Genomic DNA, 15,485 nt, shown 5'->3' with positions numbered 1-15,485 from the left:
CGGTGTTGCGTGTTCGGTGCGCGCTTGCAGCGCCGCACGGAGCGCGGAACCTCGCACGGGTTGGGGAGGTGTGCGCGGAGGACGCCCTGAGCGCAGCGATGGCGGCACTCGCCGGGAAGACGCAACAGAAAATGCCCCCCGACCGAAAGGTCAGGGGGCACGCATTTCCTGTGTCCGAGAGGGGACTTGAACCCCTACGCCCTAATACGGGCACTAGCACCTCAAGCTAGCGCGTCTACCAATTCCGCCACCCGGACAGGGTGTCTGGTGTCTGTTTCCCGGGGCGAACCCGGCGTTCCTGCCGAGAGAAGACACTAGCACGGGTCTGAACGCGCGATGAACACGGGAGCGCATCCCGGGCGAGTCCTCGGTGTGCCGTCCCGGCGTCGGGGTCGGTGTCGACCGATACCGTGGAGCCATGACGAACCCGGAGCCGTCCGAGCACCAGTCCGTGTCCGAGCTCGAGGCGACCGCGGCGATCGCCCGCGACCTCATCCGCATCGACACGACGAACTGGGGCGAGGGGAAGTCGCGCGGCGAGGCCGAGGCGGCCCACTACGTCGAGGACAGGCTCCGAGCGCTGGGTCTCGAGCCGCAGTTGTTCGAGTCGGAGCCGGACCGGGTGAGCGTGGTTGCGCGTGTCCCCGGGCGGAACCGTGACAAGCCGGCGCTCGTGGTGCACGGGCACCTCGACGTGGTGCCGGCGGATCCGGCGAACTGGTCGGTCGACCCGTTCGGCGGCGTCGTCAAGGACGGTTCGCTGTGGGGCCGCGGTGCCGTGGACATGAAGAACATGGACGCGATGATGCTGACGTCGCTGGCCGACGTCATCGAGCAGCACGGTGCGCCCGAGCGTGACCTGGTCATCGCGTACTTCGCCGACGAAGAGGCCGGGGGAGTCCTGGGTTCGCACCACGTGGTCGACCAGCATCCGGAGGTCTTCGCGGGAGCGTCGGCGGCGATCAGCGAGGTCGGCGGGTACTCGATCACGCTCGGTGACCGTCGCGCCTACCTGCTGCAGACCGGTGAGAAGGCGCTGATGTGGGTGAAGCTCGTCGCGCGGGGCACTGCGGCGCACGGCTCGCACGTGATCCGCGACAACGCCGTCACGAAGCTCGCGGCGGCGGTCGCGCGGATCGGCAGCGAGGAGTGGCCGGTCCGGCTCTCGGCGACGACGGACGCGATGGTCGCCGAGGTGGCGCGGTTCCTCGGCGTCGACCCGACGGTGACCGGTCCGGACGAGGTCGCGCTGGCCACCGGGTCGGCGTCGCGGTTCATCCACGCCGCGCTGCACACCACGTCGAACCCGACCGTGCTGACCGCGGGCTACAAGCACAACGTCATCCCCGACACCGCCGAGGCGCTGGTCGACATCCGTTGCCTGCCGGGCGATGAGGAGTCCGTGCTGGAACGGGTGCGGGAGCTCGCCGGACCCGAGGTCGAGGTGGTCATGTCGTTCCGCGACATCGGCCTCGAGCAGGACTTCGGCGGCCCCCTGGTCGACGCGGTCCGCGATGTCCTGGGGCGGCACGACCCGGGAGCCCCGGTCCTGCCGTACCTGCTGTCCGGCGGCACCGACAACAAGGCGCTCTCGACGCTCGGCATCGCCGGGTACGGGTTCGTGCCGTTGCAGCTGCCCGCCGGTGTGGACTTCCCGGCGATGTTCCACGGGGTCGACGAGCGGGTGCCGCTCGACTCGCTCGCGTTCGGCCGGCGGGTGCTGGGCGACCTGCTCGCGACGTACTGATATTGTTCGTGGTCGCCGTCGTGGCGGTGCCCTGACCGACCTCCCCCCGAAAGGCCCGTGCGATGCACATCCTCGAGGCGATCTTCCTCGGCTTCGTCCAGGGGCTCACCGAGTTCCTGCCCGTGTCCTCCAGCGCGCACCTGCGCATCGTCGGGCTGTTCCTGCCCGACGCGAAGGACCCGGGTGCGGCCTTCACCGCCGTGACGCAGCTCGGCACCGAGACCGCGGTGCTCATCTACTTCTGGAAGGACATCACCCGGATCATCGGGCGGTGGTTCCGGTCGGTGGTCAAGCGTGACGTGCCGAAGGGCGACCCCGACGTCCGCGTCGGCTGGCTGGTGATCCTCGGAACGATCCCGATCGGGGTCGCCGGGCTCCTGCTCAAGGACTCCATCGAGACGACGTTCCGGTCGCTCTGGATCGTCGCGATCGTCCTCATCGTGTTCGGTGTCGTCCTCGGGGTGCTCGACCGGGTCGGCCGCAAGGAGCGCCGGATCGAGCAGATGACGTTCCGCGGCGGTCTGCTCATCGGCCTGGCGCAGATGCTCGCCCTGGTGCCCGGGGTGTCCCGTTCCGGTGCGACGGTGTCGATGGGGCTCGCCCTCGGCTACACCCGTCCGGCGGCCGCTCGGTTCGCGTTCCTGCTGGCGATCCCGGCGGTGTTCCTGTCCGGGTTCTACGAGGCCGCGACGAGCCTCGGTGACCACGGATCGCCGTTCGGACTCGCCGACACGCTCATCGCCACGGTCGTCGCGTTCGTGGTCGGGTTCGTCGTGATCGCAGCGTTCATGAACTACATCAGCAAGCGCAGCTTCATGCCCTTCGTCGTTTACCGGATCGCACTCGGTATCGTGCTCATCGTGTTGTTGTCGCTCGGAGTGATCCAGCCGTGAGGGCCTGGCAGGCCCCATCCGTCCCCGACGTCCCCGGCGCCGCGCCCAGACCGGTCGTCCACGACACCGCCACGGGCAAGCCGGTGGACCCCGCCCGCGACGAGGACCGTGCCGCGCTGTACGTCTGCGGCATCACACCGTACGACGCCACGCACCTCGGTCACGCGGCGACGTACCTGGCGTTCGACACCCTCGGCCGCGCCTGGCGCGACGCCGGACTCGACGTCGAGTACGCGCAGAACGTCACCGACGTCGACGACCCGCTGCTCGAGCGCGCCGCTCGCGACGGTGTCGACTGGCGCGAGCTCGCTGCGTCCCAGGTCGACCTGTTCCGTCGCGACATGGAGTCGCTGCGGATCCTGCCGCCGGACGACTTCGTGGCCGTGACCGACGAGGTCGAGCGGGTCGCCGAGGCCGTGTCGTTCCTGCAGGAGACCGGCTACGCGTACGAGGTCCCGACCGACGACGCCGAGGGCGACGACCTGTACTTCGACGTCAGCCGGCCCACCGACGCGTGGACCCTCGGCGACGAGAGCGGCCTCGACCGCGAGACCATGCTGACCCTCGCCGCCGAACGCGGCGGTGACCCCGACCGTCCGGGCAAGCGCGACCCGCTCGACCCGTTGCTGTGGCGCGCCGCGCGGGACGGCGAGCCGGCCTGGGACACCGAGATCGGCCCCGGACGCCCCGGCTGGCACATCGAGTGCAGCGTCATCGCCGGCGACCGCCTCGGGCTGCCGATCAGCGTGCAGGGCGGCGGGAGCGACCTCGTGTTCCCGCACCACGAGATGAGTGCCGGGCACGCTGCGGCCCTCGCCCACCAGCCCCTCGCGAACGCGTTCGTGCACACGGGGATGATCGCCTACCAGGGCACGAAGATCTCGAAGTCGCTCGGCAACCTGGTCACCGTGCGTGGCCTGCTCGACGACGGCGCCGACCCCCGGGCGATCCGGCTGGCGCTGCTGTCGCACAAGTACTCCGACGACTGGGAGTGGTTCGCCACCGAGCTGACGAGTGCCGAGACGCGGCTCGCGGGCTGGGACGCCTGGGCCTCCGGCGCCTCGGCCGGGCACGCCGACGACGCGGCCGACGTCGCCACGCGCATCCGTGCGCGGGTGTCGGACGACCTCGACACGCCGGGGGCGGTCGCAGCGGTGGACACGGCGATCGCGGGCGGCACGGCGTGCACTCCCGAGCTCGTCGACCTGATCGACGCGCTGCTCGGCATCCGCCTGGCCTGAGCTCGGTCGTCTGGCCGGCCGTCGGCCTGCGGCGCGTGGTCGCGACGCGACGCGTCGCGTGCGCGCCGCCGAGGGGTCAGGAACCGTCGCCGAGGCGGGCCGCAGCCGACAGTTCGCGACCAGTCGCCGGAGGTGAGTGGTGTGTCGTGACCGTTCGCGGCCGCCGGACGGGAGGCTCGTGGCGGGTCAGCCCCGTGCCTCCCGTCCGCGGAGTGGTCGCGACGCGTCGCGTGCGCGCCGCCGAGGGGTCAGGAACCGTCCCCCAGGCGGGCCGCAGCCGACAGTTCGCGACCACCCGGCGGACGCGAGCGGCGTGTCGTGACCGCACACCCCACGACGGACAGGAGGCACGGTGCCAGCCGGCACCGTGCCTCCTGTCCGTCAGCGGGTGACGGCTACTGCTGGGGTCGCCAGGGCCCCTCACCACCGGCGGTGCCGCCGTCCTTGCCGTCCTTGCGCTCCCGGCGACGGAGGTACTGCTCGAACTCCTGCGCGATGGCGTCGCCGGAGGCCTCGGGGGAGTCGACGGTGTCGCGTGCCTGCTCGAGCTGCCCGATGTACGACGCCATGTCCTCGTCGTCGGCGGCGAGGGCGTCGATGCCCTCCTCCCACTCGGTGGCGTCGTCGAGCAGCGACCCGCGGGGCACCGTGACGTCCGTGAGCTCCTCGATCTTGTCGAGCAGCGAGAGCGTGGCCTTCGGCGAGGGGGAGTTGTGCACGTAGTGCGGCACGGACGCCCAGAGCGAGAGCGTGGTCAGCCCCGCCTTGTCCATCGCGTCGGCGAGGACACCGAGGATGCCGGTCGGCCCCTCGTACGAGGACTTGTCGACGTCGAAGGCAGCGCGGACGCCGGCGTTCTCACTCGACACAAAGACCGAGATCGGTCGGGTGTGCGGGACGTCGGCGAGCATGGCGCCGACGAAGACGACGGCGTCGATCGAGTAGACGTCCGCCAGGTCGATGATCTCCGAGCAGAAGCCACGCCAGGTGCGCGAGGGCTCGGGGCCGACCAGCACGAACACGTCGCGGTCGGTGGGGGAGCCGGTGGCGCCGATGACCGGACGCCCTTCGGCTCCGGGGCCGTGCAGCACGATCCGGGGCCACTGCACGCCGCGGTTGCCGTCGTCGTCGGTGCCGACGGTGGGCCGGTTGAACTGGTAGTCGACGTACCGCTCGCCGTCGAGCTCGCGGAGTTCGTCGAGGCCGAGCGACTCGACGATGCGACGCGCCAGACCGCTCGCGGCCTCGCCGGCGTCGTTCCAGCCCTCGAAGGCGACGACGAGCAAGCGGCCGTCGCTGAAGGGGGAGTGCTGTGGCACGGAGCGGACCTCCTGGTGGTGGAGCGGAGCGGGGCGGGAGCGATGCCCCCGGCCGGACACGATTCAGGCATCCACTGTAGGCCCAGGGGGTGCCGGCGGACGTGCGCGTCCGCGCCCAGCGGAACGGCCCCGGTAGACTCGTCGCCCGTGACCGCGCATCCTCCTGCCCTCGTCCCGCCCGCAGCCGTGCTGTGGGACATGGACGGCACGATCATCGACACCGAGCCGATCTGGCAGCGGTCCCAGGTGGACCTGACGACCCGGTACGGCGCCGAGTGGACGGAAGCGGACGGCCTGTCCCTGGTGGGCAGCGGCCTCGAGCGCTCCGGCGAGCTCCTGCGCGCCAAGGGCGTCGACATGGAGGTCGAGGAGATCATCCAGTGGATGACCGACTACGTGATGGAGCACCTGCGCGACGGCGAGCTGCCGTGGCGTCCGGGTGCCCGTGAGCTCATCGAGGAGCTGCACGCCCGCGGCATCCCCACCGCCCTGGTGACGATGTCCCGGCGCAAGATGGCGCTCGTCGCCGCCGAGGCCCTGGGCGAGCGCGGCTTCCGCGTCGTCGTGGCCGGTGACGACGTCGACCGCCCGAAGCCGTTCCCCGACGCCTACCTGTCCGCCGCCGCGCAGCTCGGCGTCGAGCCCACCGCGTGCGTCGCGATCGAGGACTCCGCCACCGGAGTCGCGTCGGCCGTCGCCTCCGGCGCCGTCACGGTCGCCGTCGAGCACATCGTCCCGCTGTCCGAGATCGCCGGCGGCGACGTGCACCTGACCACCCTGGCGGGCGTCGACGTCGACCGGCTGGTCGAGTTGACGACGCCGGCACTGGCCGCACGGGCTGGAGGCGCGGTGCCGGACCCGGCGCACGCTGCGGACACCGAAGGGGTCACCCGATGAGCCACACCGACGACGCACGCGACTTAGCGGACGCGAGCAGCGCCTCCAGTCCGACTGCGGACCCGACCGCAGCCCTCCCGCACACCGCGGGCGGGGCACCACACACGCCGCCGCGCGGCCCGTTCCGGGCCGGCGACCGCGTGCAGCTCACCGGTCCGAAGGGCAAGCTCACGACGCTGTCCCTCGAGACCGCCGGTGAGTACCACACGCACCGCGGGGTGCTCCGGCACGACGACGTCATCGGCCAGCCCGACGGCTCGGTCATCCGGGCGAGCACCGGCGACGAGTACCTCGCGCTCCGTCCGCTGCTCAACGACTACGTGATGTCGATGCCGCGTGGTGCGGCGATCGTCTACCCGAAGGACGCCGCGCAGATCGTGGCCTTCGCGGACGTCTTCCCCGGGGCCCGCGTGGTCGAGGCCGGTGTCGGCTCGGGGGCGCTGTCGCTGTTCCTGCTCCGCGCGATCGGCCCGACCGGGCAGCTGCAGTCGTTCGAGCGCCGCGAGGAGTTCGCCGCGATCGCCAAGGGCAACGTCGGCACCTTCCTGGGTGCTGTCCCGGACAACTGGTCCGTCACCGTCGGTGACCTGGTCGAGTCGCTGCCCGACGCGACCGAGCCGCAGAGCGTCGACCGCGTCGTGCTCGACATGCTCGCGCCGTGGGAGTGCGTGGACGCCGCAGCCGACGCCCTCGTGCCCGGCGGACTCATCGTCTGCTACGTCGCGACCGTCACGCAGCTGTCCCGCACGGCCGAGGCGCTGCGCGACACCGGACGCTTCACCGACCCGATGCCGAGCGAGACCCTGGTGCGCACCTGGCACGTCGAGGGGCTCGCCGTCCGCCCGGACCACCGCATGGTCGGGCACACCGGGTTCCTGATCACGGCACGACGCCTGGCCGACGGCACGGTCCTGCCGAACCTGAAGCGCCGAGCGGGCAAGGCCGAGTTCTCGGACGAGGACATCGAGGCGTGGACCCCGGGAGCCGTGGGCGAGCGGGCGACGAGCGACAAGAAGCTCCGCAAGGTGGCCCGGCAGTCGGCGGCGCAGGCGCGCAAGGTCGCGGCGGCCGAGGCATCGTCGGCGGTGGTTCCGTCGGATGCCGCCGTGGCTCCGTCGGGGGCCGACGGGGTTCCGTCGGATGCCGCTGGGGCTCTGTCCGGGGCCGTCGAGGACGAACGGTAGGCTGACGGCGTGCCCGTCCTGCATCGAACGGAAAGAGGGTCCGTGCGCACCATCCCCGCACTCCTGGTCACCATCGGTCTCGCGGTGTCCCTCACCGCCTGCGCCTCGAACGGTGCCGGCACCACGCCCGCGAGCTGTGCCGCTCCCGGTGCCGCTTCCGAAGCGGTGACCGCCACCGGCAAGTTCGGCTCGGAGCCGAAGGTCACCGTGCCGAAGGGCCTCACCACCAAGGGCACCCAGGTGTCCGTGCTGAAGCAGGGCACCGGTCGCACCATCGACGACGGCACCCCCGTCCTGGTCGAGTACACCCTGGTCGACGGTTCCACCGGCCAGGTCGCCCAGACGAGCGGCTACTCGGGCCAGACCGCGCCGATCACCGCGGGCGCGAGCAACTACGGGGCCCTCGGCGACTCGCTGCAGTGCGCCCACGTCGGCGACCGCCTGGCGGTGGCCCTGCCGAAGAGCGCCCTGAGCAGCACCGGCGGCGCCGCTGGTACCGACTCGTCCAAGAAGACCGAGGACGCCGTGATCGCCGTCATCGACGTCAAGCGGGCGTTCGACGCCCGAGCCACCGGCACCCCGCAGCTCGCCGGCGACAAGATGCCCGCCGTCGTGCTCGCACCGTCCGGTGCCCCCGGCATCACGATCCCGTCGTGGAGCGCCCCGAAGTCGAACGAGACGCACCTGCTCCGCAAGGGCGACGGCCGCGAGCTCACCGCGAAGGACACCGCGGTCATCAAGTACACCGCCGTCACCTGGGGTGCCGACCCGTCCGTCGTCGGCTCCAGCTGGACCGACGGTTCCGGCGCACAGGCGGTCCCGCTCACCAAGGGCCAGGTCGACGAGGGCGTCCGGAACGCGATCGTCGGGCACCGCGTCGGTGACCAGGTCCTGGCGATCGTCAACCAGCAGGGGACCGCGAACGCCTACGTGATCGACGTCCTCGGAGCGATCTCGAACTGACCTCCTCCGACCGTCCACGGACCGCGGCGCGGGTGCACTCCGGTGCACCCGCGCTGCCGTAGGATCGGCTCGTGCCAGCGACCCGTGTGCCCCGTGTGCCCGCCGAGGAGCGGCTGTTCAGCCTCGTGCTCGCGCTGCTCTCGACGGAGTCCGGGCTGACCAAGGCCGAGATCCTGGCCAACGTGCAGGGGTACCGGCAGCGGTTCTCGACCGGTGGCGACAACGCCTCGCTCGAGCGTCAGTTCGAACGCGACAAGGACGACGTCCGCGAGCTCGGCATCCCGCTCGAGACCATCGAGACGCCGGGTGCCGCGGGCAACAACCAGACGCTCCGCTACCGGATCCCGAAGGGCGAGTACGACCTGCCCGTCGACGTCCGGTTCACCCCGGACGAATCCGCGCTGCTGTCCCTGGCCGCGATGGCGTGGCGCGAGGGCGCACTGTCCGCCGACTCCCGCCGCGGCCTGCTGAAGGTGCGCTCGGCGGGTGCCGAGGACGACGACGGTGCCCTGCAGCTCGGGGTCGACGCCTACGCCCCGCGGCTCCGCGCCCGGGACGCCTCGTTCGAACCGCTCCGCTCCGCGCTCGACCGCGGCGCAGCCGTCCGCTTCGACTACATCACGCCCGGGCAGCACGACGCCCGCCGGCGTGAGGTCGCCCCGCTCGCCCTCGTGCAGCACGGCGGTCGGTGGATGCTCGCCGCCCACGAGTTCGCGACCGACTCCGACAAGAACTACCTGCTGTCCCGGATCGTCGGACCCGTCACCCAGTACGCGGTCGGACAGCACACCGCGCCCGTCGGCGCGGGGGAGCGCACCCTCGCCGAGCTCGAGCGGATCTGGGCCGAGCGCACCGCACGCATCGCCGTGGCACCCGGGTCCGACGCCGAACGCCGACTCACCCGTCGCCGCGACACCGAGACCGACGCCGACGGCGGGCTCGTGCTGCACCACGTCGACCCACAGATCCTGGCCGAGGAACTCGCAGCATTCGGTCCCGAGGTCCGGGTGCTCGAGCCGGCCGACCTGCGGGCACGGGTCGAAGAGCGCCTCCGCGCGCTCGTGCGCGACCACACCGCCGACGACCGTGCCGCAGCCCCCGGAGAGGACCCCGTTCGTGGCTGACGCCCAACCCCTGCAGGCGCAGGACAAGCTCGCCTTCCTGCTCGCCCTGGTGCCGTACCTGATCGACCGCGAGCGTGTCTCGGTGGCCGAGGCCGCTCGGCACTTCGGGGTGCCAGAAGCCCGCATCCGCCGCGCCGTCGAACTCATCGCGGTGTCGGGGGTCCCGGGCGAGACGATGCAGTACCAGCACGGTGACCTGTTCGACATCGCGTGGGACGACTTCGACCAGAACGACATGATCGTCCTGACCAACCTGGTGGCGATCGACGACTCGCCCCGACTGTCCGCTCGCGAGGCCTCGGCACTCATCGCCGGCTTGCAGTACCTGTCCGCGCTGCCCGAGGCCGCAGACCGCGACGCCATCCGCGCCCTCATGGCCAAGCTGTCCCGCGGTGCCGGGGGAGCGGCGTCGACCGTCGCCGTCGGGCAGGACCTGCACGACGTCGCCCTCGCCACCATCCGCCGGGCCATGTCGGACGGCCGCGGTCTGGTCTTCGAGTACGCCGGACCGCGCACGCAGGGCAGCACCCGACGGGTCGACCCGCTCCGCGTCGAGTCGATCGACACCGACTGGTACCTGCGCGCGTGGGACCTCGACCGGCAGGCGCTCCGGACGTTCCGGCTCGACCGGATGTCCGAGGCCCGTGTCGACGACCGTCCCGCCGAGAAGACGATCGACCAGGTCGTCATCCCGGACACGCTCTTCCAGCAGGCCGCCGACGACGTCATCGTCACCGTGGAACTCGACTCCACGTCGCTGCCGTTGGTCGCCGACTTCCTGGCCGACACCGCCGACGCGCCCGACACCGACGGGCGTGTGCGCATCCGGCTCGCGGCGTCGCACGGGTTCGACGGGGTGGTCCGGCTCGTCGCGGGGTTGCCCGGCCGCGCGGTGGTGCTCGACCCGCCCGCTGCCCGTGACGCCGTGCGCGACTTCGCCGCCGCGGCCCTCGCCGCCGGCTGACGTCCGCCCCGGGGTCTCCGTCGGTCGCTTCTCGCCCGATCTCGCCAGGTGTGCCCGTTCCCGCTCGGTGGGCCGCGGGTGCCTGGTCGTTCCGGGCGTACCTGGTGCGTTGATCCGACCAGGTACGTCCGATCTCGCCAGGTACGCCCCGTTGCGCCCGCCCAACCGGCCACCCGCCGAACCCGCTCGGCCCGCCCGCACCCCGCCCACGCCGACCCCCGGCGGACTGTCGGTCCCGACCCCGTAAGATCGACCACATGGCTTCGACGACCGCGCGCGGGCGAGCGAAGCGGCAGGGGCGCCAGAAGACCGACGCCGAAGGCCGCATGTCGCTCGGGCAGCACCTCATCGAGCTGCGCAACCGCCTCTTCCGCGCAGTGGTGGCGATCGTCATCGGCGCGGTCGGTGGATGGTTCCTCACCCCGTGGGTGCTCGACTCGCTGCGGGCACCGGTGACCGAGCTCGCCAAGGTCGGCGGGCACACCGCCGAGCTGAACTTCCCGATGATCACCGGGGCGTTCGACCTCAAGCTGCAGATCGCGATCACCATCGGTGTCGTCATCGCGAGCCCCGTCTGGCTGTACCAGATCTGGGCGTTCATCGTGCCGGCGCTGATCCGGCGTGAGCGGCAGTACGTGTGGGGCTTCCTCGGCACCGCCATCCCGCTGTTCTTCGCCGGGTGCTACTTCGGGTGGTACATCCTGCCGCACGTGGTCGGCATCCTCGGCAGCTTCGTGTCCAGCCAGGACACCTCGATCGTCGATGCGAAGGCGTACTACGACTTCGTCATCAAGCTCATCGTCGCGGTGGGCATCGCCTTCGTCCTGCCGGTGTTCATCGTCCTGCTGAACTTCGTCGGCGTTCTGTCGGCCGCCGCGATCATCAAGAGCTGGCGCGTCGCGATCCTCTGCATCCTGGTCTTCTGCGCCATCGTGACCCCGAGCGCCGACGTCATCTCGATGTTCCTGCTCGCCGTCCCGATGGTGGTGCTCTACATCGCAGCGTGCTTCGTCGCCTGGATCCACGACCGCCGCGTGGCCAAGCGGCAGGCGAAGCTCGACGAGGAGTACGGCCTGTGAGCGGCACGAGCGCAGCCGAGCGCTTCGCCGCGGCCAAGGTGCGCAACCGGTCGCGCAACCTCGAGCTCTTCCGGACCGACCTGCGGTTCGACCTCGACCCGTTCCAGTTCGCGGCCTGTGACGCGCTCGACCAGGGCCGCAGCGTGCTGGTCGCCGCCCCGACCGGTGCAGGCAAGACGATCATCGCCGAGTTCGCCATCTGGCTCGCCATGCGGCAGCCGACGGCGAAGGTGTTCTACACGACCCCGATGAAGGCGCTCAGCAACCAGAAGTACGCCGAGCTCGTCGACGTCTACGGCGAGTCCGAGGTCGGCCTGCTCACCGGCGACACCAACGTCAACCCCCGCGCCCGCGTCGTCGTGATGACGACCGAGGTGCTGCGGAACATGATCTACGCCGATTCGGACCTGCTCGACGACCTCGCCTGGGTGGTCCTCGACGAGGTGCACTACCTGGCCGACCGGTTCCGCGGTGCCGTGTGGGAAGAAGTGATCCTGCACCTGCCGACCGAGGTCCGCCTGGTCTCGCTCAGTGCCACGGTGTCCAACGCCGAGGAGTTCGGCGACTGGCTGCAGACCGTCCGTGGCGACACCGACGTCATCGTCTCCGAAGACCGCCCGGTCCCGCTCGAGCAGCACGTCCTGGTCGGCTCGAAGATGGTCGACCTGTTCGACTCGAGCGGCGCAGCGGCGACGAACCGTGTCAACCCCGAACTGCTCCGCATGGTCGGCGGCGGCGCACGGAGCGAGCGGAACGGCGGCGGACACCGCGGTCGTCGTGGTCGCGGGGGCTACCCCGAGCGCCGTGGGCCGCGCACCGAGAAGGTGCACCGCGAGCAGATCGCGCACATGCTCGACGAGCGGATGCTGCTGCCCGCGATCTTCTTCGTGTTCAGCCGCAACGGTTGCGACCAAGGCGTCCGGAACGTCCTGCGGTCAGGGCTGTCGCTGACGACGGTGCCGGAGCGCAACGAGATCCGCGAGACCGCGGAGTACCACTGCCGCACCCTGCCGGACGAGGACCTCGCAGTGCTCGGCTACTGGGAGTTCCTGGAAGGCCTCGAGCGCGGGGTCGCGGCGCACCACGCCGGCATGCTCCCCGCATTCAAGGAGGTCGTGGAGAACCTCTTCCAGCGCAAGCTGCTGAAGGTCGTCTTCGCCACCGAGACCCTGGCGCTCGGCGTGAACATGCCGGCGCGCACCGTCGTGCTCGAGAAGCTCGAGAAGTTCAACGGCGAAGCGCGTGTGCCGATCACCCCGGGGGAGTACACCCAGCTCACCGGTCGTGCCGGTCGTCGCGGGATCGACGTCGAGGGGCACTCGGTCATCCAGTGGACCGACGGACTCGACCCGCAGGCCGTGGCGTCGCTGGCCAGCCGTCGCACGTACCCGCTCAACTCGTCGTTCAAGCCGACCTACAACATGGCGGTCAACCTGATCGACCAGTTCGGCCGGCAGCGCACGCGCGAGGTCCTCGAGACGTCGTTCGCCCAGTTCCAGGCCGACCGGTCGGTGGTCGACCTCGCCCGCAAGGTCCGCTCGCAGCAGGAGTCGCTCGACGGCTACCAGCAGGCGATGCAGTGCCACCTCGGCGACTTCACCGAGTACTCGGCGCTCCGCCGAGAACTCTCCGACCTCGAGCGCACGAACGTCCCTGGGGGTCGAGAGGCATCGCACGGCGCCCGCCAGGAACGCCAGGCCGCGATCACCGCGGTCCGCCGTCAGCTGCAGCGCCACCCCTGTCACACCTGCCCGGAACGCGAGGCCCACGCCCGCTGGTCCGAGCGCTGGTGGAAGCTCAAGCGCGCCAACGACAAGCTCGTCCAGCAGATCCGGTCCCGCACGGGCGCCGTCGCGACGACGTTCGACCGGGTCACCGAGGTCCTGCTCGAGCTCGGCTACCTGGTGGACGGCGGCAACGGTGAAGCCACCGTGGCAGCCGGCGGCCGTCGTCTGCAGCGGATCTACGGCGACCGCGACCTGCTCGTGGCCGAGTGCCTCGAGGCGGGTGTCTGGAAGGACCTCACCCCGGCGCAGCTCGCCGCCATGGCCGCGACGATCATCTACCAGCCCCGTCGCGAGGACGCGCCCGGCACCGAGCACGCGCTGCCCCGTGGTGCGTTCCGCCCGGCGCTCGACGAGACCCTGACGATCTGGTCACGCCTCGACGACATCGAGCGTGCGGCACGTCTGGCCGGCTCGCAGCCGCCCACCCCGGCGATGGCGGTCGGCATGTTCCGCTGGGCCTCGGGCTCGGCGCTCGACGACGTCCTCCGGACCCTCGACCTGCCCGCCGGCGACTTCGTGCGCTGGTCGAAGCAAGTCATCGACCTGCTCGACCAGATCCGGAACGCCGGCGACGACGACCTGGCCCAGACCGCGAGACGTGCGACGGACGCGGTCCGCCGCGGCATCGTCGCCTACGCAGCGGTCTGACAGGAGGCACGGTGCGGGTTCCGGAGACGACTGTGCGCGGGCTGCCCACGCGCGTCGGCCGCGGGGCGGCCGCGATCGGCCCGTTCGCCGCGTTGCCGCTGGGCACCGCGCTACCACTGGCCGTCATCGGCGGGATCCTGTTCGCCCTCGCGTTCCCGTCGCCCGGGTGGTGGTTCCTGGCCTACCCGGCGCTCGCCTGCATGCTGCTCGCGGTGATGGGGCAGCGTGCACGGCGCGCGGCGTGGATCGGCTACCTCGCCGGTGCGGCGTTCTGGATCCCCGCGATCTCGTGGGCCGGCCGCTACCTGGGCCCGGTCCCGTGGTTCGCGCTGGCGCTGTTGGAGGCCGCGTTCTTCGCCCTCGGCAGCGTGGCCATCGCCCTGGCGTACCGCTGGGTCGCGCGCGTGGTGCCGTCGACCGCCGGACGCGTGTGGGGCCTCCCGGCCGTCGTCGCCGCACTCTGGACCGGACGCGAGTGGTTCTCGGGGAGCTGGCCGTACGGCGGATTCGCCTGGGGGCGGGTCGGGCTGTCGCAGTCGCAGGGGCCGTTCGCGCACCTGGCCGCGTACGTCGGCGTCCTCGGACTCACCTTCGTCGTCGTGTACTGCGTCGCGGTCGTCGTGTCGCTCGCGCTCGTGGCGCCCCGCGCGCCGGGCGTCACCCTCCGCCTGCCCGTGCGGGTGGCGACGGCGGGCCTGCTCGTCGCGGCGGTCCTGGCGGTGCCGGCGTGGCCGACGGCGACGAGCGGCACCATCCGGGTCGAGTCGGTGCAGGGCAACGGACCGGCTGGCTACTTCGACCGCGCGCAGCCAGGCGACGTCCTGGCGGCGCAGGTCGCGGCGACGGACGTGGACGCGAAGGGTGTGGACCTGGTCGTCTGGCCCGAGGCAGGTGCGGAGTACGACCCGCGCCAGCAGCCCGTCATCGCCTCGGCGCTCGACTCCGTGGTCGACTCGCTCCACGCTCCGATCGTCGCGGGCGCCATCACGCAGACGCCGTCGGGGGTCCTGCACAACACGTCGTTCGTGTGGACCGCGGACGGTTGGCAGTCCTCGTACGACAAGAAGCGCCCGGTGCCGTTCGGTGAGTACGTGCCCGATCGCTGGTTCTTCTCGAAGCTCGCGCCGTCGCTCATCGGTCTGCTGCAGCGCGACTACACGCCGGGGACGAAGCCGAACGTGCTGTCCGTGGCGGGGGTCCGTGCCGGCATCTCGATCTGCTTCGACATCGTCGACGACTCTCTGACCGCCGACATGGTGCGCGGGGGAGCGCAGGTGATCCTCGCGCAGACGAACAACGCCGACTTCTCCGGCACCGACGAGAACCTGCAGCAGCTCGAGATCGCGCGGATGCGGGCCATCGAGACCGGACGCTCGCTCGTGAACATCTCGACCGTCGGAGCGTCGCAGGTCATCGACCCGAGCGGCCGCACGATCGACCGGGTTCCTGAGTACACCGCGACCTCGATGGTGACCGACGTGCCGCTCGGGACGTCCACCACCCCGGCATCGATCCTGTCCGGGTCGATCACACTCCTGCTCGCCCTCGGCGGGCTGCTCGTGCTCCTGGCCTGCGCCCCCTGGGGTCGTCGCGCTCGCTCCTGATCCGACCCGCCGCGCCCAGCCACTGGGAACGGACT

12 protein-coding genes and 1 tRNA gene are annotated in these 15,485 nt (G+C 71.4%); 11 read left to right on the top strand and 2 right to left on the bottom strand.

What is annotated here, in order from left to right; genetic code table 11:
• Nucleotides 1–171: 171 nt before the first annotated feature.
• Nucleotides 172–257 (bottom strand) — tRNA-Leu (locus ACL00U_RS09100).
• A 161-nt stretch (nt 258–418) separates the two neighbouring features.
• Here ACL00U_RS09100 and ACL00U_RS09095 point away from each other — a divergent pair.
• The 3 genes from ACL00U_RS09095 to mshC all read left to right on the top strand — a co-directional run bounded on the left by ACL00U_RS09095 (nt 419) and on the right by mshC (nt 3,881).
• On the top strand, nt 419–1,747 hold the full coding sequence (locus ACL00U_RS09095; protein WP_071251615.1) for a M20/M25/M40 family metallo-hydrolase: 1,329 nt from the start codon (nt 419–421) through the stop codon (nt 1,745–1,747).
• Nucleotides 1,748–1,809: 62 nt separating this feature from the next.
• On the top strand, nt 1,810–2,640 hold the full coding sequence (locus tag ACL00U_RS09090; protein WP_017887304.1) for an undecaprenyl-diphosphate phosphatase: 831 nt from the start codon (nt 1,810–1,812) through the stop codon (nt 2,638–2,640).
• On the top strand, nt 2,637–3,881 hold the full coding sequence (mshC, locus tag ACL00U_RS09085) for a cysteine--1-D-myo-inosityl 2-amino-2-deoxy-alpha-D-glucopyranoside ligase (protein ID WP_056068689.1): 1,245 nt from the start codon (nt 2,637–2,639) through the stop codon (nt 3,879–3,881). The genes ACL00U_RS09090 and mshC overlap by 4 nt, the downstream gene beginning before the upstream one ends.
• 395 nt (nt 3,882–4,276) lie before the next feature.
• Here the strand turns inward: mshC and ACL00U_RS09080 are convergent, their stop codons facing one another.
• Nucleotides 4,277–5,200, bottom strand: a complete 924-nt coding sequence (locus ACL00U_RS09080) for a proteasome assembly chaperone family protein (RefSeq protein WP_017887306.1) — start codon at nt 5,198–5,200, stop codon at nt 4,277–4,279.
• A gap of 147 nt (nt 5,201–5,347) precedes the next feature.
• Between ACL00U_RS09080 and ACL00U_RS09075 the strand changes: the two genes are divergently transcribed.
• The 8 genes from ACL00U_RS09075 (at nt 5,348) to lnt (ending at nt 15,450) form a co-directional block, all read left to right on the top strand.
• Entirely contained in the window at nt 5,348–6,097 is a 750-nt protein-coding gene (locus tag ACL00U_RS09075; RefSeq protein WP_159556241.1) for an HAD family hydrolase, read from the top strand.
• The gene (locus tag ACL00U_RS09070; protein WP_307359690.1) at nt 6,094–7,281 is read left to right on the top strand and encodes a tRNA (adenine-N1)-methyltransferase; all 1,188 of its coding nucleotides are present in this window, start codon (nt 6,094–6,096) and stop codon (nt 7,279–7,281) included. Before ACL00U_RS09075 ends, ACL00U_RS09070 begins: the two co-directional genes overlap by 4 nt.
• Nucleotides 7,282–7,323: 42 nt before the next feature.
• The gene (locus ACL00U_RS09065) at nt 7,324–8,244 is read left to right on the top strand and encodes an FKBP-type peptidyl-prolyl cis-trans isomerase (RefSeq protein WP_052481627.1); all 921 of its coding nucleotides are present in this window, start codon (nt 7,324–7,326) and stop codon (nt 8,242–8,244) included.
• A 71-nt stretch (nt 8,245–8,315) separates the two neighbouring features.
• Complete coding sequence (locus tag ACL00U_RS09060; RefSeq protein ID WP_040419687.1) at nt 8,316–9,368, top strand: helix-turn-helix transcriptional regulator; 1,053 nt, start codon at nt 8,316–8,318, stop codon at nt 9,366–9,368.
• Nucleotides 9,361–10,332: a helix-turn-helix transcriptional regulator gene (locus ACL00U_RS09055; RefSeq protein WP_042537297.1), complete on the top strand. Its 972-nt coding sequence runs from the start codon at nt 9,361–9,363 to the stop codon at nt 10,330–10,332. Before ACL00U_RS09060 ends, ACL00U_RS09055 begins: the two co-directional genes overlap by 8 nt.
• 326 nt (nt 10,333–10,658) lie before the next feature.
• Nucleotides 10,659–11,411, top strand: a complete 753-nt coding sequence (gene tatC, locus ACL00U_RS09050) for a twin-arginine translocase subunit TatC (RefSeq protein ID WP_031259811.1) — start codon at nt 10,659–10,661, stop codon at nt 11,409–11,411.
• Nucleotides 11,408–13,846, top strand: a complete 2,439-nt coding sequence (locus ACL00U_RS09045) for a DEAD/DEAH box helicase (RefSeq protein WP_042537229.1) — start codon at nt 11,408–11,410, stop codon at nt 13,844–13,846. Before tatC ends, ACL00U_RS09045 begins: the two co-directional genes overlap by 4 nt.
• A gap of 11 nt (nt 13,847–13,857) precedes the next feature.
• Nucleotides 13,858–15,450: an apolipoprotein N-acyltransferase gene (gene lnt, locus ACL00U_RS09040; RefSeq protein ID WP_236559498.1), complete on the top strand. Its 1,593-nt coding sequence runs from the start codon at nt 13,858–13,860 to the stop codon at nt 15,448–15,450.
• Nucleotides 15,451–15,485 lie beyond the last annotated feature (35 nt).

This window comes from Curtobacterium poinsettiae (assembly GCF_047226435.1).
GTDB classification, from domain to species: Bacteria; Actinomycetota; Actinomycetes; order Actinomycetales; family Microbacteriaceae; genus Curtobacterium; species Curtobacterium poinsettiae.
The sequence above is the reverse complement of the archived record's forward strand: the minus strand, read 5'-3'. Positions and strand labels throughout refer to the sequence as shown.

Coding starts and splice junctions, on each gene's coding strand:
- ACL00U_RS09090 (WP_017887304.1), top strand. CDS start 1,810: ATGCACATCCTCGAGGCGATCTTCCTCGGCTTCGTCCAGGGGCTCACC.
- ACL00U_RS09095 (WP_071251615.1), top strand. CDS start 419: ATGACGAACCCGGAGCCGTCCGAGCACCAGTCCGTGTCCGAGCTCGAG.
- ACL00U_RS09070 (WP_307359690.1), top strand. CDS start 6,094: ATGAGCCACACCGACGACGCACGCGACTTAGCGGACGCGAGCAGCGCC.
- tatC (WP_031259811.1), top strand. CDS start 10,659: ATGTCGCTCGGGCAGCACCTCATCGAGCTGCGCAACCGCCTCTTCCGC.